Origin of the sequence: Pelagivirga sediminicola (assembly GCF_003072125.1) — a bacterium.
Lineage (GTDB): Bacteria > Pseudomonadota > Alphaproteobacteria > Rhodobacterales > Rhodobacteraceae > Roseovarius > Roseovarius sediminicola.
Map to the genome: position 1 here is coordinate 259,052 of NZ_QCYH01000001.1, position 19,443 is coordinate 278,494.

At 64.3% G+C, this 19,443-nt stretch carries 19 protein-coding genes; 14 read left to right on the forward strand and 5 right to left on the reverse strand.

Annotated features, from left to right (window positions below):
* The 10 genes from DC366_RS01210 (at window position 1) to DC366_RS01255 (ending at window position 9,494) form a co-directional block, all read left to right on the forward strand.
* The gene (locus DC366_RS01210) at window positions 1-303 is read left to right on the forward strand and encodes a DUF2849 domain-containing protein (RefSeq protein ID WP_108690360.1); all 303 of its coding nucleotides are present in this window, start codon (window positions 1-3) and stop codon (window positions 301-303) included.
* Entirely contained in the window at window positions 303-2,000 is a 1,698-nt protein-coding gene (locus DC366_RS01215; RefSeq protein ID WP_108690361.1) for a nitrite/sulfite reductase, read from the forward strand. Before DC366_RS01210 ends, DC366_RS01215 begins: the two co-directional genes overlap by 1 nt.
* Complete coding sequence (locus DC366_RS01220; protein WP_108690362.1) at window positions 1,987-2,745, forward strand: phosphoadenylyl-sulfate reductase; 759 nt, start codon at window positions 1,987-1,989, stop codon at window positions 2,743-2,745. Before DC366_RS01215 ends, DC366_RS01220 begins: the two co-directional genes overlap by 14 nt.
* The gene (locus DC366_RS01225; protein ID WP_108690363.1) at window positions 2,742-3,161 is read left to right on the forward strand and encodes a DUF934 domain-containing protein; all 420 of its coding nucleotides are present in this window, start codon (window positions 2,742-2,744) and stop codon (window positions 3,159-3,161) included. Before DC366_RS01220 ends, DC366_RS01225 begins: the two co-directional genes overlap by 4 nt.
* Before the next feature lie 56 nt (window positions 3,162-3,217).
* Window positions 3,218-4,081, forward strand: coding sequence for a ferredoxin--NADP reductase (locus tag DC366_RS01230; protein WP_108690364.1), 864 nt, complete (start codon window positions 3,218-3,220; stop codon window positions 4,079-4,081).
* 174 nt (window positions 4,082-4,255) lie between these two features.
* Window positions 4,256-5,464, forward strand: coding sequence for an aromatic ring-hydroxylating oxygenase subunit alpha (locus tag DC366_RS01235; RefSeq protein ID WP_108690365.1), 1,209 nt, complete (start codon window positions 4,256-4,258; stop codon window positions 5,462-5,464).
* A 76-nt stretch (window positions 5,465-5,540) separates the two neighbouring features.
* On the forward strand, window positions 5,541-6,404 hold the full coding sequence (locus DC366_RS01240) for an ABC transporter permease (protein WP_341476679.1): 864 nt from the start codon (window positions 5,541-5,543) through the stop codon (window positions 6,402-6,404).
* Window positions 6,404-7,237: an ABC transporter permease gene (locus DC366_RS01245; RefSeq protein ID WP_108690366.1), complete on the forward strand. Its 834-nt coding sequence runs from the start codon at window positions 6,404-6,406 to the stop codon at window positions 7,235-7,237. The genes DC366_RS01240 and DC366_RS01245 overlap by 1 nt, the downstream gene beginning before the upstream one ends.
* Window positions 7,238-7,239: 2 nt before the next feature.
* Entirely contained in the window at window positions 7,240-8,343 is a 1,104-nt protein-coding gene (locus tag DC366_RS01250; protein ID WP_108690367.1) for an ABC transporter ATP-binding protein, read from the forward strand.
* Between the two features lie 206 nt (window positions 8,344-8,549).
* Window positions 8,550-9,494: a DMT family transporter gene (locus tag DC366_RS01255; RefSeq protein WP_243404998.1), complete on the forward strand. Its 945-nt coding sequence runs from the start codon at window positions 8,550-8,552 to the stop codon at window positions 9,492-9,494.
* 70 nt (window positions 9,495-9,564) lie between these two features.
* Here DC366_RS01255 and DC366_RS01260 read toward each other — a convergent pair whose 3' ends face one another.
* Window positions 9,565-10,662, reverse strand: coding sequence for an extracellular solute-binding protein (locus tag DC366_RS01260; RefSeq protein WP_108690368.1), 1,098 nt, complete (start codon window positions 10,660-10,662; stop codon window positions 9,565-9,567).
* A 261-nt stretch (window positions 10,663-10,923) separates the two neighbouring features.
* Here DC366_RS01260 and DC366_RS01265 point away from each other — a divergent pair, with 261 nt between their 5' ends.
* On the forward strand, window positions 10,924-11,244 hold the full coding sequence (locus DC366_RS01265; protein WP_108690369.1) for a DMT family transporter: 321 nt from the start codon (window positions 10,924-10,926) through the stop codon (window positions 11,242-11,244).
* Window positions 11,245-11,287: 43 nt separating this feature from the next.
* Here the strand turns inward: DC366_RS01265 and DC366_RS01270 are convergent, their stop codons facing one another.
* A complete protein-coding gene (locus tag DC366_RS01270) occupies window positions 11,288-12,664 on the reverse strand; it encodes an aminotransferase (protein WP_108690370.1) in 1,377 nt (458 codons plus the stop codon).
* 133 nt (window positions 12,665-12,797) lie between these two features.
* Between DC366_RS01270 and DC366_RS01275 the strand changes: the two genes are divergently transcribed.
* On the forward strand, window positions 12,798-13,508 hold the full coding sequence (locus DC366_RS01275) for a TetR family transcriptional regulator C-terminal domain-containing protein (protein WP_243404999.1): 711 nt from the start codon (window positions 12,798-12,800) through the stop codon (window positions 13,506-13,508).
* Here the strand turns inward: DC366_RS01275 and DC366_RS01280 are convergent.
* Complete coding sequence (locus DC366_RS01280) at window positions 13,495-14,682, reverse strand: aromatic ring-hydroxylating oxygenase subunit alpha (RefSeq protein ID WP_108690371.1); 1,188 nt, start codon at window positions 14,680-14,682, stop codon at window positions 13,495-13,497. The genes DC366_RS01275 and DC366_RS01280 overlap by 14 nt on opposite strands.
* A gap of 11 nt (window positions 14,683-14,693) precedes the next feature.
* Window positions 14,694-16,763: an FAD-dependent oxidoreductase gene (locus tag DC366_RS01285; protein WP_108690372.1), complete on the reverse strand. Its 2,070-nt coding sequence runs from the start codon at window positions 16,761-16,763 to the stop codon at window positions 14,694-14,696.
* A gap of 134 nt (window positions 16,764-16,897) precedes the next feature.
* Between DC366_RS01285 and DC366_RS01290 the strand changes: the two genes are divergently transcribed.
* Entirely contained in the window at window positions 16,898-17,488 is a 591-nt protein-coding gene (locus tag DC366_RS01290) for a TetR family transcriptional regulator C-terminal domain-containing protein (protein ID WP_108690373.1), read from the forward strand.
* Between the two features lie 4 nt (window positions 17,489-17,492).
* Here DC366_RS01290 and lipA read toward each other — a convergent pair whose 3' ends face one another.
* Window positions 17,493-18,446, reverse strand: a complete 954-nt coding sequence (gene lipA, locus DC366_RS01295; protein WP_108690374.1) for a lipoyl synthase — start codon at window positions 18,444-18,446, stop codon at window positions 17,493-17,495.
* 334 nt (window positions 18,447-18,780) lie between these two features.
* On the opposite strand from lipA, the gene DC366_RS01300 reads away from it, so the two are divergent.
* Window positions 18,781-19,332, forward strand: coding sequence for a peroxiredoxin (locus tag DC366_RS01300; protein WP_108690375.1), 552 nt, complete (start codon window positions 18,781-18,783; stop codon window positions 19,330-19,332).
* The last annotated feature ends 111 nt before the right edge of the window (window positions 19,333-19,443 follow it).

Below are 19,443 nucleotides of genomic sequence, written 5' to 3' on the forward strand. Positions count from 1 at the left end.
ATGCCCCGTGAATTCACGCCCAAAGTCATAACCGCCAACGCCCTGCTGGAGGGCGACGTCGTCTATCTGACCGAAGATGACGGCTGGACCCGGACCCTGAGCGAGGCCGCGATCCTCACCGACGAGGCGGATGCCGAGCTGCGCCTGTTGCTGGCGCAGTCCCGCGCGAGCGATGTCGTGGGTGCCTATCTGGCCGACGTGATCGCAACGGATGCCGGCCCGCAGCCCACCCATTTCCGCGAGGCGTTCCGCCGGACCGGCCCCTCCAACTACTTCCACGGCAAGCAGGCGGAGACGCGCTGATGTATACCTATACCGAGTTTGACGCGGCCTTCGTGGCCGAGCGCAACCGCCAGTTCCGCGCGCAGGTCGCCCGGCGGGTGGAAGGCGCGCTGACCGAAGATGAGTTCAAGCCGCTGCGCCTGATGAACGGGCTATATCTGCAACTGCATGCTTACATGCTGCGCGTGGCGATCCCCTATGGCACGCTCGGCAGCGCGCAGATGCGCCAGCTGGCCATGATCGCCGAGCGGTGGGACAAGGGTTACGGCCATTTCACGACGCGCCAGAACATCCAGTATAACTGGCCCAAGCTGGCGGAGGTGCCGGATATCCTTGACGCTCTGGGCGAGGTGCAGATGCACGCGATCCAGACCAGCGGCAACACCATCCGCAACGTCACGGCGGATCATTTCGCCGGCGCCGCCGCGGACGAGGTCGCCGATCCGCGCCCCATTGCCGAGCTGATCCGCCAATGGTCGACCGACCACCCGGAATTTCAGGCGCTGCCGCGCAAGTTCAAGGTGGCCGTCACCGGCAGCCCGATGGACCGGGCCGTGACGCTGGCGCATGATATCGGCCTGCGCATCGTGCGGCGCGCCGGGCAGATCGGCTATCAGGTGCTGGTCGGCGGCGGGTTGGGCCGCACGCCGATGATCGGCAAGGTGCTGCATGACTTCCTGCCCGAAGAGGATCTGTTGCCCTATCTGGAGGCCGTCGTCAGCGTCTGGAACAGCATCGGGCGGCGCGACAACAAGTTCAAGTCCCGCATCAAGATCACCGTGCATGAGCATGGAATCGAAGATATTCGTGCCCGCGTCGAGGCGCGATATGCGCTGATCCGTCCGCTGTTCACCGGCATCGACCAGCAGATGCTGGGCGCCATCCGCGCCGATTTCGCACCGCCTGTCTTCCGCGACGCGCCCGTCGATGGCTATGAGGCCGCCCGCGCCGCCGATCCGGTCTTTCGCGCCTGGGCCGATACCAATCTGAGCGCGCATCGCGCTCCCGGCTATGCCATCGTGTCGATCAGCCTCAAGGCGCATGGCGAAACGCCCGGCGATGCCACGGCCGAGCAGATGCGCGTGATGGCGGATCTGGCCGAGCGCTACGGCCATGACGAGCTGCGCATCAGCCACGAGCAGAACGTGATCCTGCCGCATGTGCATAAATCCGACCTGCAGGCGGTCCATGCGGCGCTGCGCGAGGTGGGGCTGGCGACTGCGAATATCGGCCTCATCAGCGACATCATCGCCTGCCCCGGCATGGATTACTGCGCGCTGGCCACCGCCCGTTCGATCCCCATCGCGCAGGAAATCGCGCTGCGGTTCGACGCGCTCAAGCTGGAGCATGAGATCGGCGAGATGAAGATCAAGATCTCGGGCTGCATCAACGCTTGCGGGCATCATCATGTGGGTCATATCGGCATCCTCGGCCTCGACCGGGCGGGGGTGGAAAGCTATCAGATCACCATCGGCGGCGATGGCGGCCCCGATGCGCAGTTAGGCGACCGCACCGGCCCCGGCTTTGCCGCCGAAGACATCGTGCCCGCGATCGAGACGATCATGCTGGCCTATCTGGATCTGCGCACGGACCCGTCCGAGACGTTTCTGGCCGCCTATCGCCGCGTCGGGATGGAGCCGTTCAAATCCGCCCTTTACGGCGAGGCCGAGGCGGCCCGGGCCGCCAAGAGGAAGGCCGAGCCGCATGTCGCCGCCTGACCGCACGTCACCGGGCTCGCTGGACCTGCATGAAAAGGCGGCGGCGCTGAACGCGGCCTACCGGCATCATTCGGCCATCGCCGTGCTGGCGCGTGCGCTGCATGATCCGGATGTGGGGCGGCTTGCGCTTGTCTCCAGCTTCGGGGCCGAGTCGGTTGTGCTGCTGCATATGGTCGCACTGGCGCGGCGCGACACGCCGGTGATCTTTCTGGAAACGGGGATGCTGTTTACTGAAACGCTGGTCTACCAGCAGGAGCTGGCCGAGCGTCTGGGCCTGCGCGACATGCGTCTGATCCGCCCCGATCCCGCCGCCACGCGCGCGGAGGATCCCGCGGCGATGCTGCATCAAAGCGATCCCGACGCCTGCTGCGCGCTGCGCAAGACGCTGCCGTTGCAAGGCGCGTTGTCGGGGTTCGATGGCTGGATCACCGGGCGCAAGCGCTATCAGGGCGGCAGCCGCGCGGCGCTGGAATTCTTCGAGGTCGAGGACGGCACGAGGCGGCTCAAGGTCAATCCGCTGGCCCATTGGCAGCCGGGCGACGCGCGCACCTATATCGAGGAAAACCGCCTGCCGCGCCATCCGCTGGTGGCGCAAGGATACCCCTCCATCGGTTGCATGCCCTGCACCTCGCCCGTGAAGCCGGGTGAAGATGAGCGCGCAGGACGTTGGAAAGGCAGGGAAAAGACTGAATGTGGCATCCATTTCGTGGATGGCAAACCCGTAAAACAAGGAGCAGATGCATGAACGTGATCGTGACCGATACGGGCTTTGGGCCCGATGACTGGACGCTGCCCATCGTGGCGCTTGAGGATGCGCGCGGCGATGTCGGCATCGACCTGCCCAGCAGCACGGACCCGGCCGAGTTGTCGGGCCGCCTGCCGCAGATCTCCATGATCCGCGTCGATTTTCCCAGCTCTGCCGACGGGCGCGGATTTTCCATCGCACGGCAGCTGCGGCTGATGGGCTACAAGGGGCGGCTGCGGGCGCGCGGTCATGTGCTGGCCGATCAATACGCCATGGCCCGCCGCTGCGGCTTTGACGAGGTCGAGATTTCGCCGGATCTGGCCGAGCGGCAGACGCAGGACCAATGGCTGTTCCGCGCCGATTGGCGCGCGCATGACTACCAGACGCGCCTGCGCGGCGAGGCGGCTTCCATCTGACCTAACGCAAAGACTATGAAGGGGCGCCGGTGTAAATTGCCCGGCGAATGTGCCATATGAACGAGATGACCAAAGTGACCGATACACCGACCGCCCCCGCCGCCGAGCGTGCCAAACCCGCCTTGCCCGACGCGCAGACCGTGACGCAGGTGACGCATTGGACCGACCGGCTGTTTTCGTTCCGCGTGACGCGGCCCGTGTCCTTGCGCTTTCGCTCGGGCGAATTCGTGATGATCGGGCTGATGAGCGATCCAGATCCGGCGACCGGCAAGCAAAAGCCGCTGCTGCGCGCCTATTCCATCGCCTCGCCCTCCTGGGATGACGAACTGGAATTCTATTCGATCAAGGTGCCCGACGGTCCGCTGACGTCGAAGCTGCAGCATATCCAGCCGGGCGACCAGATCATCCTGCGCCCCAAGCCCGTCGGCACGCTGGTGCATGACGCTCTTTTGCCGGGCAAACGGCTCTGGCTTTTTGCCACCGGCACCGGCTTTGCGCCTTTTGCCTCGCTCCTGCGCGATCCGCAGACCTACGAGGACTATGAGGAAATCATCGTCACCCATACCTGCCGCACCGTGGGCGAGCTGCAATATGGCGCCGAGCTGATCGCGGCCATCCGCAACGACGAAATGCTCGAAGAGCTGATCGGCGAGGGATTTTCGGACAAGCTGCGCTATTATCCGACCACCACCCGCGAAGAGAGCCCCAAGATGGGGCGCATCACCGATCTGATGCGCTCGGGCGAGGTGTTCAACGAGCTTGGCGTGCCGCCCCTGTCGCCGGAAAATGATCGGGCGATGATCTGCGGCAACCTTGCCTTCAACCTGGAGCTGAAGGCGCTGTTCGAGGAATATGGCCTGCGCGAGGGCGCAAACTCGGCCCCGCGCGAATACGTGGTTGAAAAGGCGTTTCTGGACTGACGCGGCATTGATGCACTGCCGATTCTGGCAAAACTGATGGGCGCCCGGACTGCCGGGCGCCCATTGCGTTTTAGGATTTGAGTTCAGTTGGTTAGCACTACAACCCATTTTTTTGTTTGAGTGCTCATATAAATTCAATATAGTTCAACCATCGCAAGCAGGAGATGGACGAGCATGGACAGTCAGAACACCCAAGTGCCGAACCACTGGAACCGCAAGGGCCTGCCGGCATGGAGTTTTTTCAATCCCGAGATGCTGGAGGAAGAGAAGGAACAGCTTTTCCGGCGGCATTGGCAAGTGGTGTGTCACGTCAGCGATGTGGCAAATCCCGGTGATTTCATGGCCTCCGATCTGGTGGGCGAACGGGCGCTGATCGTGCGCGGCAAGGATATGAAGGTGCGCGCCTTTCACAACCTGTGCCGGCATCGCGGATCGCGTGTGGTGGCCGAAAACGCGGGCAACTGCCGCTCGGCGATCATCTGCCCCTTTCACGGCTGGGCCTATAACCTCGATGGCACGTTGCGCGGCGCGGCGCAGCCGCAGTCTCTGCCCGATCTGGACCCGGTCGAGATGGGGCTGAAGCCGATCGAGATGGAAATCTGGCAGGGCTTCGTCTTTGTCCGGTTCAAGCCCGGCCCGCAGCCCTCCGTCGCCAGGATCATGCAGCGGTTCGATGCGGAACTGGCGCAATACGATCTGGAAAACCTCGTGCCCGCCGAAGACAGTTTCTGGGCGGCCGAGATCGAGGCGAACTGGAAATGTGTGCGCGATGTCGACAACGAGGGGTATCACGTGGCGATGGCCCATCCCGGCCTGCACGATCTGTTCGGCACCGGCTATCATGACGAGCCGTTCACGAATGGCACGTCCCGCTCGCTCGGACAGTTTCGGAACGGCAAGCATCGCCTGTGGAGCGTCGAGCAGTATCGCAACATCCTGAAGGCGCCCGAGCGGCTGGACGACGAGCACCGCGCCGCGTGGCTTTACGTCGGGATGTTTCCCAACCTCGTTTTCGGCTTTTACCCCGACTCGGTCATTTTCTACCACGAGTTTCCCGTCGAGAACGGCAAGACGATCCAGCGCGGCACGACCTACCGGCACCGGGGCGAGGACCGCCAGATGCGCGCCGCGCGGTATCTGAGCATGCGCATCGACCGCATCACCAGCAAGGAAGACGAGCAGTTGATCGAATGGACGTGGGAGGCCGCGTTCTCCAGCGGCTTTGACGGGATCATCCTGTCGGATCTGGAATATGGCGTCAAAAGCTATCACGATGAATTGCGCCGACATTTCCCCATATTGACGGGCGACGAGCCGCCCAAGGGCACCCTGGCCGCGGCCAACAGCGCGCAGCGCGAAACGGCCGATCCGGCGCCGCGCTGAGCGGGCCTCAACAACGCCATTGTCTGGACAGACGGGCCGTGCAACGCTCGCAAACCCACCGGGAGACACCGCCATCGTGCCGAGCCTGAGCCAAGAAAGCCGCCGCGGGCTGACCCTGATCAGCCCCACCCTGATCTATGCGCTTGTGATGCTGGCCGCGCCCCTTGCGATGGTGGTGATGTTCAGCTTCTGGTCGCAGAACTATCTGGATCTGGACAAGACATTCACCCTCGCCAATTACCGCGAGACGTGGACGCAACCCATTTTCCAGGTGTTGATGTGGCGCTCCTTGCGCATCTCGCTGGTGGTGACGGCGGCGACGGTGATCCTGGCCTTTCCCATCGCTTATTACCTGTCCTTCCACGTCAAATCGCGCAAGGCGCTGTGGCTGTTCCTGATTACCGTGCCGTTCTGGACCAGCTATCTGCTGCGCGTGTTCCTGTGGAAGGTGATCCTTGGCTATAACGGCGTGCTCAACTCGTCACTGATGGAGCTGGGCATCATCAAGGCGCCGCTGACCTTCATCCTCTACAACGCCAACGCGGTGGTGCTGACGCTCGCCCATGCGTGGGCGCCCTTCGCGATCCTGCCAATCTTCGTGGCGCTGGAGAAGATCGACCGCGCGCTGCTGGAGGCGGCGGAGGATCTGGGCGACGGGCCGTTCCGGCGGTTCTGGCGCATCACCTTGCCGCTGGCGATGCCGGGCGTCATCGCTTCGACGCTGATCGTGCTGATCCCGACGGTGGGCGATTACATCACGCCCAAGCTGGTCGGCGGCACCGACGGGCTGATGGTGGCCAACATGATCCAGATCCAGTTCGGCAAGGCCAATAATGCGCCCTTGGGTGCCGCGCTCGCGGTGTCCTCGATGCTGGTGGTCGCGGCCATCAGCCTTGGGATCTTCCTTGCGGGCAAGAAATTCGGCGGAAAGGTGAAGTGATGCGCGCGATCGGCAGGTTTCTCTCGGCACGGTGGCTGGCGGTCTATGCCGTCGCCTACATGATATTCCTCTACGCGCCGGTGATCCTGCTGCCGCTTTTCGCCTTCAACGATGCCACGATCGTGGCCTTCCCGCTGGCCGGGTTCACCACCAAGTGGTTCGGCCTGCTCTGGACAATCGAGGCATTGCACGGCGCGGTGCGCAACAGCGCCATCGTCGCAATCTCCACCGCCGTCATCAGCACGCTTCTGGGCGCCTGCGCCGCCCGCGCGGCCCAAAGCTATCGCTTTCCGCTCAAGCGCGGGATCGTCGGCTTCATCATGCTGCCGCTGGTCCTGCCCGAGATCATCGTCGCCGTGGCGCTGCTGGTCATGCTGGTGCAGCTGGGCCTGTCCTTGTCGCTTTGGACGGTCATCGCCGGGCATGTGCTGATCTGCACGCCCTTTTCCATCGCGATCCTCAGCTCGGCCTTTGCCGGGCTTGATGACAGTCTGGAGGAGGCATCCTTTGACCTTGGCGAATCGCGCTGGGGCACGTTCCGGCGCGTGACGCTGCCGCTGATCATGCCCGGCGTCGTCTCCAGCCTTCTGATCACCTTCACCATATCGCTGGATGAATTCATCATCGCCTTCTTCCTGACCGGCACCGATGTCACGCTGCCCGTCTATATCTGGAGCCAGCTGCGCTTTCCGACCAAGCTTCCGTCGGTCATGGCACTGGGCACCATCCTTCTGGCGCTGTCGGTGTGCCTGCTGATCGTGGCGGAGTGGTTCCGCAGGCGGGCGGCACGGCGGCAAGGGCTTGAGAGCAGTTCAACAAGGGGACTTGTCTGACCATGGACGACGCCAACCACCAACCGATCATCGAAATCCGCGACGTCGTCAAAAGCTTTGGCAGCGTCAAGGCGCTGAAAGGGATCAATGCGGACATCCGCGAGGGCGAGTTTTTCTCGCTGCTGGGGCCGTCGGGCTGCGGCAAGACAACCTTGCTGCGCCTGATCGCCGGGTTCGAGCAGACGACCAGCGGCACGATCGCGATCGCCGGGCAGTCGATGAAGGACATTCCCGCCAACAAGCGCCCCACCAACATGGTGTTTCAAAGCTATGCGATCTTTCCGCATCTGAACGTCGCCGAGAATGTCGGCTATGGCCTCGTGCGCAAGAAGATCAGCAAGGCCGACATGACCGCCGAGGTGGAAAAGGCGCTGTCGATGGTGGATCTGGCCGGTTACGGCCAGCGCGCCGCGCACGAGCTTTCGGGCGGGCAGCGGCAGCGCGTGGCGCTGGCCCGCGCGCTGGTGATGCGCCCCAAGGTCATCCTGCTGGACGAGCCGTTGTCGGCGCTGGACAAGAAGCTGCGCGACCAGATGCAGCAGGAGCTGCGTAGCCTGCAAAAATCGCTGGGCATCACCTTCATCCTCGTCACCCACGATCAGGAAGAGGCGCTGATCATGTCCGACCGTATCGCGGTCATCTTCGACGGGCAGATCGCGCAGCTGGCCAGCCCCGAAGAGCTGTACCGCCGTCCCGTCTCGCGCAAGATCGCGTCTTTTATCGGCGTCATGAACTTTCTGGAGGCCGAGGCGACGGGCGCGACGGACACGCATTTCACCATCCGGGTCCCCGCCCTTGGCGAGGTCGAGATCGCGCGGCGCGACGCCCCTGCCGGTCTGCAGGCGGGCCAGATCAACGTGGTCGGCGTGCGCCCCGAGATGTTCACCATCGTCTCGGACGGGACCGGCAGTTTCGCGCGCACCGCCACCGGCACGGTCATCTCGACCGATTATTACGGCGACATGACCTATTATTCGGTCGCCCTGCCCGGTGCGGCCGATCCTGTCACGATCTCGATGCGCAACACGGCCGGACGCTCAATCGCGCGCGACGGCAGCGAGGTGACGGTGGGCTGGGGCGCGGACTCCATCGTGCTGCTGGAGTAAAGCGTTTCGCGACATATAAGCGTGGCGCCCGTTTCGCCTTTATCCGATGGCTCAGGTTGAAGGCGAAACGCTTTCGGCCGCGCGGAACCGATCCCTGAGCGGCGCCCGTGAGGCCGATGTCACATGCAATGCGCATGAAACGGGTCGCGCCTGCGCGTGCCGCAAGGGTATCCCGATCCGGACACCACCGATCCGGAGATCCCGCGATGAGCCGCACCGTAACGCCGACCATGGATTCGAAAGCCGGCCTGATGCTGCTGGCGCTGGCCGCTGTCTGGGGCGGGTCGTTCTTCTTTGCGGAAATCGCGCTGACCGAAGTGCCGCCGATGACGATCACGCTGCACCGGGTGGTCTGGGCGGTGCCGATCCTCGCGCTGATCGTGCGCGCCCGGCGCATTCCGGTGCCGACCGGCTTGCGCATCTGGGGCGCCTATCTGGTGATGGGCGCGCTGAACAACGCCATCCCGTTTACGCTGATTTTCTGGGGCCAGACCCAGATTTCCAGCGGGCTGGCGTCGATCCTGAACGGCACGACCGCGATGTTCGGCGCCGTCGTCGCGGGGCTGCTGCTGCGCGACGAGCCGCTGACGCCCCGCAAGATCGGTGGTGCCGCGCTGGGGCTGGCCGGGGTCGCGGTCATCATGGGGCCCGGCGCGCTGGCGCAGCTTGATCCGGCCAATCTTGCGCAGCTTGCCGTGCTCTGTGCGGCGCTGTCCTATGCCTTTGCCAGCGTCTGGGCCAAGACCCGGCTCGGCGGCCAGCCGCCGCTGATGAACGCCCTCGGCATGGTGACGGGCAGCGCGGTTCTGATGATACCGGCGGTGTGGGTCGTGGACGGCCCGCCGCAAATCGCCCTCTCGGCGCCGGTCTGGGGCGCGCTGATCGGCATTGCGGCCCTGTCGACGGCGCTGGCCTATGTGCTCTACTTCGCCATCCTCGCGCGGGCGGGCGCGGCCAACCTGATGCTGGTCACGCTGCTGATCCCGCCCTTCGCAATCACGCTGGGCGTGCTGATACTGGACGAGACGATGGGACCGGAGGCGTTTGCAGGATTTGCGATCATCGCGGCGGGATTCGCCGTCACGGACGGCCGACTGATTGCGGCCCTGCTGGCGGCGCGGCGCAGCCGGGTGCATGGCGCAAGGCGATGACCCGGCGCCGGGCGGCAGGCGGGCGGGGCTGATCCGGCCCGTCCGCCTGCAGACATATCGAAAGCGCGGCTTAGAACCCCGCCTTGATCATCTCGAACTCGGCGATGATCTTCTCGCGCAGCTCGATCGGGATCGGCGATTGCCAGAGCGTGTTCTCGCGCAGTTCCTCGCTGGAGTTCAGGCCGACCGATTTCAGCAGATCCTCCGGCAGCTTTTCCATCGCAGCCATGTTGGCATGACCATAGCCCCACTCGCTCACGATGTATTCGGCCGATTCGGGCGCCAGCCAGGCATTGATGAAATCGTAGAACTTGTCGTCCGAGCCGGGACCATCGGCCAGCTTGGAATACCCGCAGACCCAGGACGACGAACCCTCGTCGGTGTCGCGCTTCATGGCGATGGGATGCCCCTCGGCGCTCATGGTCGAATATGTCTCGTTCCAGGCCCAGGCCAGATAGACCTCACCGCTTTGCATGAGTTGTGCCAGCGACGAGCCGTCGGTCCAGTAGGCGCGCACGTTCTGATGCACCTTGCGCAGGAAATCGGATGCCTTCTTGAAATCCTCCTCGGTCGCGGTGGTCCAGTCCTTGACGCCGGTGGCAAGGAAGGCCAGCGCATAGGCGTCATCGACATTGTCGCCGATGGAAATACGGCCCTGATGGGCCGGGTCCGCGAAGGCTTGAAGCGATTGCACGTCCTCCTCGCTCAGCAATTCGGTGTTGTAGACGGTCGCGCTGTTGCCCCATTCCAGAGGCACGAAATAGGGTTTGCCGTCCTTGTAGTAAGCCTCGATATCGCGAAAGGCGGGGTTCAGATCATCCCAAAGATCGATACGCGACGTGTCGATCGGCTCCAGCAGGCCGGCTTCCATCCACTTGGTCACAGATTGCGAGCAGGGATGCGACACATCGGCCTGAAATCCGGCGCGCAGCTTCTGAAACGCCTCTTCCTCGTCGCCGAAGAACGCGAAGGTCGGCACATCGCCGTGCTCTTCGACATAGGCCGCAAAAAATCCGGGATCCTCGTAGCCGGCCCAGTCGAACACCGTCAATTCGCTGTCCGCGGCAAAGGCGGCGCTGCTGGCCATGAGCGCCGCCACAGGCAAAACCGCCGCCCGCCGAAGGGCGCCCGCCGCGCCGGTCCCACTGGATTTTCTGAAAACAAACATATGTCTCTCCCGATTGTGATGGCCGCCTGTGGCAATTCTGCCCGCAACCTTGGGTGAAACGCTAACAGGAAAGCGACACGGCACAAAGTTTTATCTGAGCGCTCAATCATATTTTGCGCCCTCCCTTTCACCCGCGCGCTGCACCCTTGCGCCACCTGCCCCCATGTTCTAGCTCTGATCGCCAGCAGGCAACGTCCTGGTCCCGGCCCGCCGGGGGTTCAAGTCCGGGACGGCCCGGCGAACAGCATGAAAGGACTGCGCATGGCATGGCTGTTTCTGTTCGTCGCCGGGTTTCTCGAAGTCATCTGGGCGCTTTTGATGAAGCAATCGGTGGGCTTCACGCGGCTCTGGCCCAGCATCGGCACGATTTTCTTCGTGCTGGCCAGTTTCGGCCTTCTGTCGCTGGCGATGCGTGCGCTGCCGCTGGGCACCGCCTATACGATCTGGACCGGCATCGGCGCTGTCGGGGCCTTTGCCGTCGGTGTCGTGTTCCTGGGCGAGCAGGTCAACCCGATGCGCGGGATTGCGGCGGCGCTGATCGTGTGCGGCATCGTTCTGATGACCCTGTCCAGCGACGCATGAAAACGTCAGGGGCCGGGCACGCCCGCAGGCGCGCCCCTGCCCCTCAGGCGGAAAGCTGGGCCTGAACCTGCTCCAGCGCGCGTTCGAGGATATCGAACATCTCGTCGATTTCGGCCCGCGTGATGATCAGCGGCGGCGAGAAGACAGCCATGTTGATCAACGGCCGCACCAGCAGGCCCATCTCTTCGCATGCCTCGTCCAGCATCGCACCCAGACGCCGCTCGCCGGCGAGCGTCCTTGCGCTGCCCTCGATACATCCCAAAAGGCCCATGCCGCGCACGTCGCCGACGATGTCGAACTTGCGCAGCGCCTGCAGACGCGCCTGGAAATGCGGCGCCACTTCGCGCACATGCTCCAGAAGGCCCTCATTCTCGATGATCTCGATGTTTTTCAGCGCCGCGATGCAGCATACGGGGTGCGCCGAATAGGTATAGCCGTTGGCAAAAAGCACGCTGTCATCGGGGTCCGTCATCCGCTCCATCACCGCGTCCGAGATGATGCAGGCACCCAGCGGCAGATAGCCCGAGGTCAGACCCTTAGCGCAGGTGATGATATCGGGCGTGATGCCGAACACCTCCTGCGAAGCAAACCAATGGCCCAGGCGGCCGAATCCCGTGACCACCTCGTCCGAGATATAAAGGATGTCATGCGCGCGGCAGATCTCATGGGTGCGCTTGTGATACCCCTCGGGCGGGACGATCACACCGCCCGAGCACAGGATCGGCTCGGCGATGAAGGCACCGATATTCTCGGCGCCGACCTCGGCGATCATGTTCTCCAGATCGGCGACCTTCTCGTCGCACCAGTCCTGCACGCTCTGCCCGTCGCGGCGGCGATAGGGGTTCACGTCCGGCAGGAACCGCACGAGGCGGCTTTCCACGTCAAAGCGGGACTTGTCGCGCTCCTTGCCGGTCACGGACGAGGCCAGATAGGTCGAGCCGTGATAGCCCTTCTCGCGTGCGATCACGATCTTCTTGTCCGGACGGCCCAGCCGGTTGTTCATGAAATGCACGGTGCGGATGGCCGTATCCACGGCGGTCGAGCCGCCGGTGGTGAAAAAGACGTTGTTCAGATCGCCCGGCGCCATGTCCGCGATCTTCTTGGCCAGAATTGCCGAAGGCTCGGTCACCGTAGTCCAGGGCGAGGTATAGGGCAGCGTCATCACCTGCGCCGCGATGGCATCGGCCATCTCCTGCCGGCCATAGCCGATCTGGACGCACCACATCCCCCCCGGCCCGTCGATGAACCGCTTGCCGGATGCATCCCACAGATAGATGCCCTTGGCGCTGTCCACCATCATGTGGTCGTAGCCGCGCCAGTCATCCATCGCGGCCCAAGGGTGCAGTTGATGCGTGCGGTCCCAATCATGCAGGTCCGCGGTGTCCGGCTGGTTCGTTTGGGTATCCAATGCGCTGTCCATGTCGGCTCCTGTTGATGCTTGCAGGTAAACTATCACGAGATTGGGGCAGGTAAAGTTTTTTTGAGCGCTCAATCAAATTTATTTTCCGATGCTGACATGCGGCGGCGGATATGGAACAAAGGCTGAAAAGCGAATGAATGACATGACCACACCCGAGACGACCCCCGGCGCGGTGCCGCGACAGCGCAAGGAACGCAAGGAAAACGCCGACAAGCGGCGCCAGCAGTTGCTGGATGCCACATGGCGTTCGATCGCCCAGAACGGTCTGGGCCGGACCACGCTGGCCACCGTCGCGGCCGAGGCGGGGCTGTCGCAGGGTGTCGCGGTGTTCTATTTCAAATCCAAGGCCGGTCTGCTGATCGAGGCGCTGCGCGATCATTACGCGCGCTATCAGGAGAACTGGGAACGCGCGCTGAAGGCTGCGGGCGACGATCCGGCCGAGCAGCTGATCGCGCTTATCCGGGCCGATTTCGACGAGGATATCTGCAATCCCGAAGCGCTCTCCATCTGGTATGCTTTCTGGGGCGAGATGAAGTTCACCTCGCAATACGCGGAGATATCATCACAATTCGACGCCGCCCGCGAACAGGCCATGCGCGCCGTCTGCGGCAAGCTGATGGGCGATGCGCCGGGCGCCGAGATTGCCCGCACGGCGCAATGGATCGACACGTTCTCTGACGGGTTCTGGCAGCGCCTGCATGTCTTTCCGGGCAACTACGATGCGCAAAGCGCCCTGCGCGAGACGCTGCTGATGGCCGGGCGCCTGGTTCCGCAGGTCGCGGGCAGGATCGAGCAAAATCTGGCGGCGGATGCCGGCCGGGCGCGGCGCCTCAGGGAGCGCTGACCGACAGGTAATCGTCGTAGAAGGCCGAAATCCCCCACTCCATGTCCGACAACGGGCCGGGGACGAAATGGTGCGAATTCACGCCCTCCTGATTGTGCCGGATGATGCGTTCGTCATCCAGAGATGTGACGTGCCAAAGCCATGTCAGATCAGCCAGATCGTAATCCTCGCCCGCCACCGCGTCATCGCGCACGAACCAGACCACTTCGATCCGCGTGGTTTGCAGCGCGGTGGGGATGAAGCGATAGCCGACCATGTGATCGGCATAAATCAGGAAATTGTTCAGAATACCGATCTGCAGATCGGTCGCGCCGCCGTCAAAAGCGGCCAGTCTGCCCAAAAGCGGTGCCAGCGGCGCGCCTGTCTTGCTGCCTGAACTATAGCCCTCAAACAGCGGATAACGCTTGCAAAACATCGTGGCCGCACCCGCGTCATTGCGCAGCACCTCGCCCTCCGGCAGGCCGGCCGCGCGCGAGCGTGCCTGTAGCGCCTGAACCAGACCGGCGGTCATGTGGGCCGGATCCTTGATGCTGTGCGAGCGCGCGAATTCCAGATGCGCGGGGCCGCAGTGATAGCATTCCATGTAATTCTCGACCGCCAGTTTCCAGTTGGCGGGCACGTCATATGTTGCGCTGTGGGCGATTTTCGTCGCCCCAAGGTCAAACGGCGCGATCAGGGGCCGGATCTGCGCCAGCCCGCTGTCGATATCCGGCGGCGTCTTGGCGGTGCAGACGAATATCAGCCCCTCGACACTGCGCAGATGCGCGGCCAGCAGCCCGTGCTCGGCCGGATCAAAGCCCTCCGGCATTTCGCGGGCGCGCCGCAGGTGGCCCGTCAGTTCGTAGGTCCAGGCGTGATACGGACAGGAAAAGACGCGGGCGTTGCCCGATTTCTCCAGACAGACGCGCGATCCGCGATGACGGCAGACGTTCTGGAACGCGCCCAGACCGCCGTCGCGGTCCCGCGCGATGATCAGCGATTCGGGGCCGTAGTCGAAGGTGAAATAATCCCCCGGCTCCGGGACCTGGCTTTCGTGCCCGACCCAGATCCAGCTGCGGTTCCAATAGTCGCGAATGTCATGCTCGTATATCGCGGGCTCGGTATAGAACGGGCGCGGCAGGGCATGACCCGGTCGCCTTGACGCCTTCAGCGCGGCGATGTCGATGGCTGTCATGTCATGCCTCCTCAGTCAGTCAACGCGATGATTTCGCGGCGGAAAAATGCGGCCTCGACGGATTCGGGATCGGCCTCGAAGGCGCGGGCGGCGCTGTGGCCGGAATGGACCGCATCGGCGATCAGGCCCGGCTGCGCGGCGTCGCCGATCAACTCGAGCGTCTCCAGCCCTATCTCTTCGCGTGTTTGATGCGCGCGAAGATCGTCGTGCAAGCCCGTCTCGCGGCGCCGCGACGTGACCATCAGCACCGAGCCGCAGGGGTGATCGCATTCGGGCTCGCCATAGGCGCCATGGGTGGTGCAGCCCTCCGCAACGATGCGGCTGAGCACCCTGCCCGTTCGGATCTGCACGCCTTGCGCAATCAGGCCGCGCTGAACGCGATCCTGCTCCAGCGTCATTTCGGTCCAGGGGGAGACAATGGGCGCGGGCGTGATCAGCGTCACCTCGCGCCCCGCGCGTGCCAGATGGTCGGCCAGAACGCCGCCCATATAGCCGAGGTCGTCGTCATAGATCAGCACCGGACCGGCGGGCGGCACCGCGCCGTCCATGATGTCGTCCGGCGTCAGCACCGTCATCGCCGCATCCGCCTGCACCGGCTTGCGCGCGCTGCGCCCGACGCCGTCGCGCCGCCATTTCGCGCCGGTCGCGACAAAAACATGCGGTATGCCCAGCTCGGCCACCTGCGCCGCGTCAAGGCGGCTTTGCGCATACAGGCGGACATTGGCGCGCTGGCGCAGATCGTGCAGCCGGTTATCGGCCACGCGGCGCCAGGCGGCGAGCCCGGCAAGGCCGGCCTCGCGCAGGACGCGCCCGCCCGGATCGCGGCCCGCATCGGCCAGCGTCACGTCATAGCCGCGCCGCGCCAGTTGCATCGCGCATTCCAGACCCGCAGGCCCCGCGCCGACGACCAGCGCCTCCTCGGCCCTGCCCTTGGCCGCGATCCGTTCGGGATGCCAGCCGCGGCGCCATTCCTCGCCCATCGTCGGGTTCTGCGTGCAGCGGAGCGGAACCGAATGATTGTCACTGGCCACGCAGATATTGCAGCCGATGCATTCGCGGATCTCGTCGATGCGCCCGTCGCGGATCTTGGCGGGCAGGAACGGATCGGCGATCGAGGGCCGCGCGGCGCCGATCAGGTCCATCACGCCCTTGTCGATCATCGACAGCATCATGTCGGGCTGCGCCAGACGCCCCACCCCGACCACCGGCTTGCCCGTCGCCTGCCGGACCCAGGACATATACTCGGCCTGATAGCCGTCCTGCGGCTCGAACCGTGTGGTGATGCTGTCATTGGCCCAGTCCGAGACGTTCACGTCCCAAAGATCGGGCAGGTCGGCCAGCATTTCGACCACTTCGCGCCCTTCTTCCTGCGCCTGCATGCCGCCCGCGCCCAGCATCTGATCGACGGCAAAGCGAAAGGCGACGGCGCAGGTGTCGCCCACCTCCTCGCGCGTCTCCTCCAGCAGCTCGCGGGTCAGCCGGACGCGATTGGCGAGGCCGCCGCCGTATTCGTCGGTGCGGTCATTGAACTTCGGCAGCATGAAATGCTGCGTCAGCGTCATCTCGTGGCCCGCATAGACATAGATGATGTCGAACCCCGCCTCGCGCGCGCGCCGCGCGGCGGCCCGGTGCCACGCGCGCAGATCGCGAATATCGGCCTTGTCCATCCGGCGTGCCTGCTTGGGGTAAAGCGCGTCTATGACGGTGTCGGACGGCGCCAGAACCGGCGCGCGGCTGCCCAGATTGGCCGCATGCGCGCCGTTATGCACCAGTTCGACCCCGGCCAGCGCGCCATGCGCGTGAACCGCGTCGGTCATCACGCGCAGCGCGGGAATGTCGGCGGCGTCCCACAGGCGGCCTTCGGGGAACGGGGTCAGATCGGAGGTCGGGTGAATTTCCGTTTCCTGATTGCACACCACGCCCCAGCCGCCCTCGGCCTTGATGGCGCGCGTGGCGGCGTCGGCGCGGGGGCGCAGATGGCCCATGCCGGTGCAGTGCGGCACCTGATAAAAGCGGTTCGGCGCGGTCACGGGGCCGATCCTGACCGGCTCGAACAAGCGCGCATATTTGCTGTCAGTCATCAGGTCGGCTCCCTCTCAGGTGGTGGCGGCGTGGAATGGACGATTGTCCATAATTGACTTGGCAGGGGGTCTGCTGTCAACTGCGGGGCGGAAAAACGCTTATTGGGGAGGTGCGATTGACCGTTGAGAGCGCAGTGAAACCGCGGCGATCGGGCAACCGCCAGCGCCTTATCGACGCGGCGCTCGATGCGATCGCCGAGGCCGGGTTCGCGGGCGCGTCAGTGAGCGAGATCATCGCCCGCGCGGGGCTTTCGCGCGGGATGATCCACCTGCATTTCAATGGCAAGGATGCGCTGATCGCCGAGGCCGCGCGCCATGCGGGGGCGCAGTATTACGCCGCGCTGGACCGTCACCTGAATGCCGCAGGAGACAGCCCGGCGGAGCGCATCCGCGCCATCGTGACAGGCGATCTCTCGGCCGAGGTGATGAGCCGCCGCACCGTGGGCATCTGGTACGAGCTGCGCGGCGCCGCGCGCACCAGCCCCGCCATCGCCGCCCATAGCGATACCCGCGGCGGACGGCTGGAGATGGTGCTGACCGACGCCTTCGCCGCGCTGGAGCCGAACGGCAGCCGCCAGAGCGCGCAGGATGCGATGCGCGGCACCATCGCCCTTCTGGAAGGGACCTGGACCGATTTCATGCTCCATCCAGAGGGCTATGACGTCGCCGCCGCCGAGCGGGTGATCTTCCGCTTTCTGCGCGCGCTCTATCCCGGCGCGTTCTAAAGCGTCAGGCCGTCGCGAGCCGTTCGAGCCGCGCGGCCCGCAGGCGCGCGAAATCGTCGCCCGCGTGATAGGACGAGCGCGTGAGCGGCGTGGCCGAGACCATCAGGAACCCCTTGCCGAAGGCGGCCTTTTCAAAGGCGGCGAATTCTTCGGGCGTGACGAACCGGTCCAGCACGTGATGCTTGGGCGTCGGCTGAAGGTATTGGCCGATGGTCAGGAAATCGATATCGGCGGCGCGCATATCATCCATCACCTGATGCACCGCCGCGCGCTCCTCCCCGAGGCCGACCATGATGCCGGATTTGGTAAAGATCTCGGGGTCCATCTCCTTGACGCGCTGCAGCAGGCGCAGGCTGTGGAAATAGCGCGCGCCGGGGCGCACCGACGGATAAAGGCCCGGCACGGTTTCCAAATTGTGGTTGAACACGTCCGGCTTGGCGGCGACGACCACCTCCAGAACCTTCGGATCGCAATGCAGGAAATCGGGCGTCAGGATCTCGATCGTGGTGCCGGGGCTGCGGTGGCGGATGGCGCGGATGGTCTGCGCGAAATGCTCGGCGCCGCCATCCTCGACATCGTCGCGGTCCACCGACGTGATGACCACGTGATTGAGGCCCAGCTTCTTGACGGCCTCGGCCACGCGGCCCGGCTCAAACGCGTCCAGATCCTCGGGCGGCTTGCCGGTGGCGATGTTGCAGAAGGTGCAGGCGCGCGTGCAGACCTCGCCCATGATCATCATGGTGGCGTGGCCCTGGCTCCAGCATTCGCCCACATTGGGACAGCCGGCCTCTTCGCAGACCGTGGTCAGGTTGTTGTCGCGCATGATGCGCGCGGTCTCGGCATAGCCTTCGCCGCCGGGTGCCTTGACGCGGATCCAGCTGGGTTTCTTCGGCTGGGCATTGTCGGGACGCCGCGCCTTTTCGGGATGGCGCTGCGCCGGAATTTTCAGATCACGCACGAATTTTGTCCCCGCGAATGTTTTGGTAACTTGCCTACAGGTATAAGGGCTTGCGGGGGAAGTTGCCAGTAACGCAGTGCCGCACCCCAAGGCGCGCTGCGGTTTTTTGACGAGTGCCCCCGCACCCTCCCCTTTGCGCGGTCCGGCCGGGCGTTTGCGATCGCCCTGCCCGCCACCGCCCGCTTGATGCCGCAGATCGCCGACGCGCGCCCGAGCCGCGACATATCGTGGCAAGATGCCGCAAAGCAGCATTGAAGCGGTTGCGATCAGTCTGGAGTCATTCTAAGTCAGGGCCGAACCATCAAGAATGACATCCAACTAAAGAGGGTCAAACATGAAAACCGGCCTCCGCCTTCCCGAAGTCACCTTCCGCACCCGCGTCCGCGATGAGAGCATCGGCGGCGACAATCCCTTCCGCTGGGAAGATCGGACCACGGGCGATTACTTTGCCGGCAAGCGCGTGATTCTCTTCTCGCTGCCCGGCGCATTCACGCCGACATGCTCAACCTACCAGCTGCCGGGATTCGAGAAAAACGCGGACGCCTTTGCCGAGCTGGGCGTCGACGACATCTATTGCATGTCCGTCAATGACAGCTTCGTGATGAACAAATGGGCCGAAGGGCAGAACCTGGCCAAGGTCAAGGTCATCCCCGACGGATCGGGCGAGTTCACCGACAAGCTCGGCATGCTGGTGGCCAAGGATAACCTCGGTTTCGGCAAGCGCAGCTGGCGGTATGCCGCGATCATCAATGACGGCGTGATCGAGGCATGGTTCGAAGAGCCCGGCCGCTGTGACAACCATCCCGAAGATCCCTATGGCGAATCCAGCCCTGAAAACGTGCTCAGCTGGCTGCGCGGCGAGGCCGCCCGCAGCGCCGCCGAATAACCGGCGCGCCCGTTCGGCGACATCGTCAAGGCCCGCTGCACTGGCGGGCCTTTTTCATTACGGCGCCCGGTTTGCGAAATCCCTCAGCGGACGCCCCGAGCGCGCGATTGC

Coding starts and splice junctions, on each gene's coding strand:
- DC366_RS01225 (WP_108690363.1), top strand. CDS start 2,742: ATGAACGTGATCGTGACCGATACGGGCTTTGGGCCCGATGACTGGACG.
- DC366_RS01245 (WP_108690366.1), top strand. CDS start 6,404: ATGCGCGCGATCGGCAGGTTTCTCTCGGCACGGTGGCTGGCGGTCTAT.
- DC366_RS01220 (WP_108690362.1), top strand. CDS start 1,987: ATGTCGCCGCCTGACCGCACGTCACCGGGCTCGCTGGACCTGCATGAA.
- DC366_RS01280 (WP_108690371.1), bottom strand. CDS start 14,682: ATGACAGCCATCGACATCGCCGCGCTGAAGGCGTCAAGGCGACCGGGT.
- DC366_RS01215 (WP_108690361.1), top strand. CDS start 303: ATGTATACCTATACCGAGTTTGACGCGGCCTTCGTGGCCGAGCGCAAC.
- DC366_RS01300 (WP_108690375.1), top strand. CDS start 18,781: ATGAAAACCGGCCTCCGCCTTCCCGAAGTCACCTTCCGCACCCGCGTC.
- DC366_RS01255 (WP_243404998.1), top strand. CDS start 8,550: ATGAGCCGCACCGTAACGCCGACCATGGATTCGAAAGCCGGCCTGATG.
- DC366_RS01235 (WP_108690365.1), top strand. CDS start 4,256: ATGGACAGTCAGAACACCCAAGTGCCGAACCACTGGAACCGCAAGGGC.
- DC366_RS01230 (WP_108690364.1), top strand. CDS start 3,218: ATGAACGAGATGACCAAAGTGACCGATACACCGACCGCCCCCGCCGCC.
- DC366_RS01270 (WP_108690370.1), bottom strand. CDS start 12,664: ATGGACAGCGCATTGGATACCCAAACGAACCAGCCGGACACCGCGGAC.
- DC366_RS01210 (WP_108690360.1), top strand. CDS start 1: ATGCCCCGTGAATTCACGCCCAAAGTCATAACCGCCAACGCCCTGCTG.
- DC366_RS01260 (WP_108690368.1), bottom strand. CDS start 10,662: ATGTTTGTTTTCAGAAAATCCAGTGGGACCGGCGCGGCGGGCGCCCTT.
- DC366_RS01250 (WP_108690367.1), top strand. CDS start 7,240: ATGGACGACGCCAACCACCAACCGATCATCGAAATCCGCGACGTCGTC.
- DC366_RS01265 (WP_108690369.1), top strand. CDS start 10,924: ATGGCATGGCTGTTTCTGTTCGTCGCCGGGTTTCTCGAAGTCATCTGG.
- DC366_RS01275 (WP_243404999.1), top strand. CDS start 12,798: ATGAATGACATGACCACACCCGAGACGACCCCCGGCGCGGTGCCGCGA.
- DC366_RS01285 (WP_108690372.1), bottom strand. CDS start 16,763: ATGACTGACAGCAAATATGCGCGCTTGTTCGAGCCGGTCAGGATCGGC.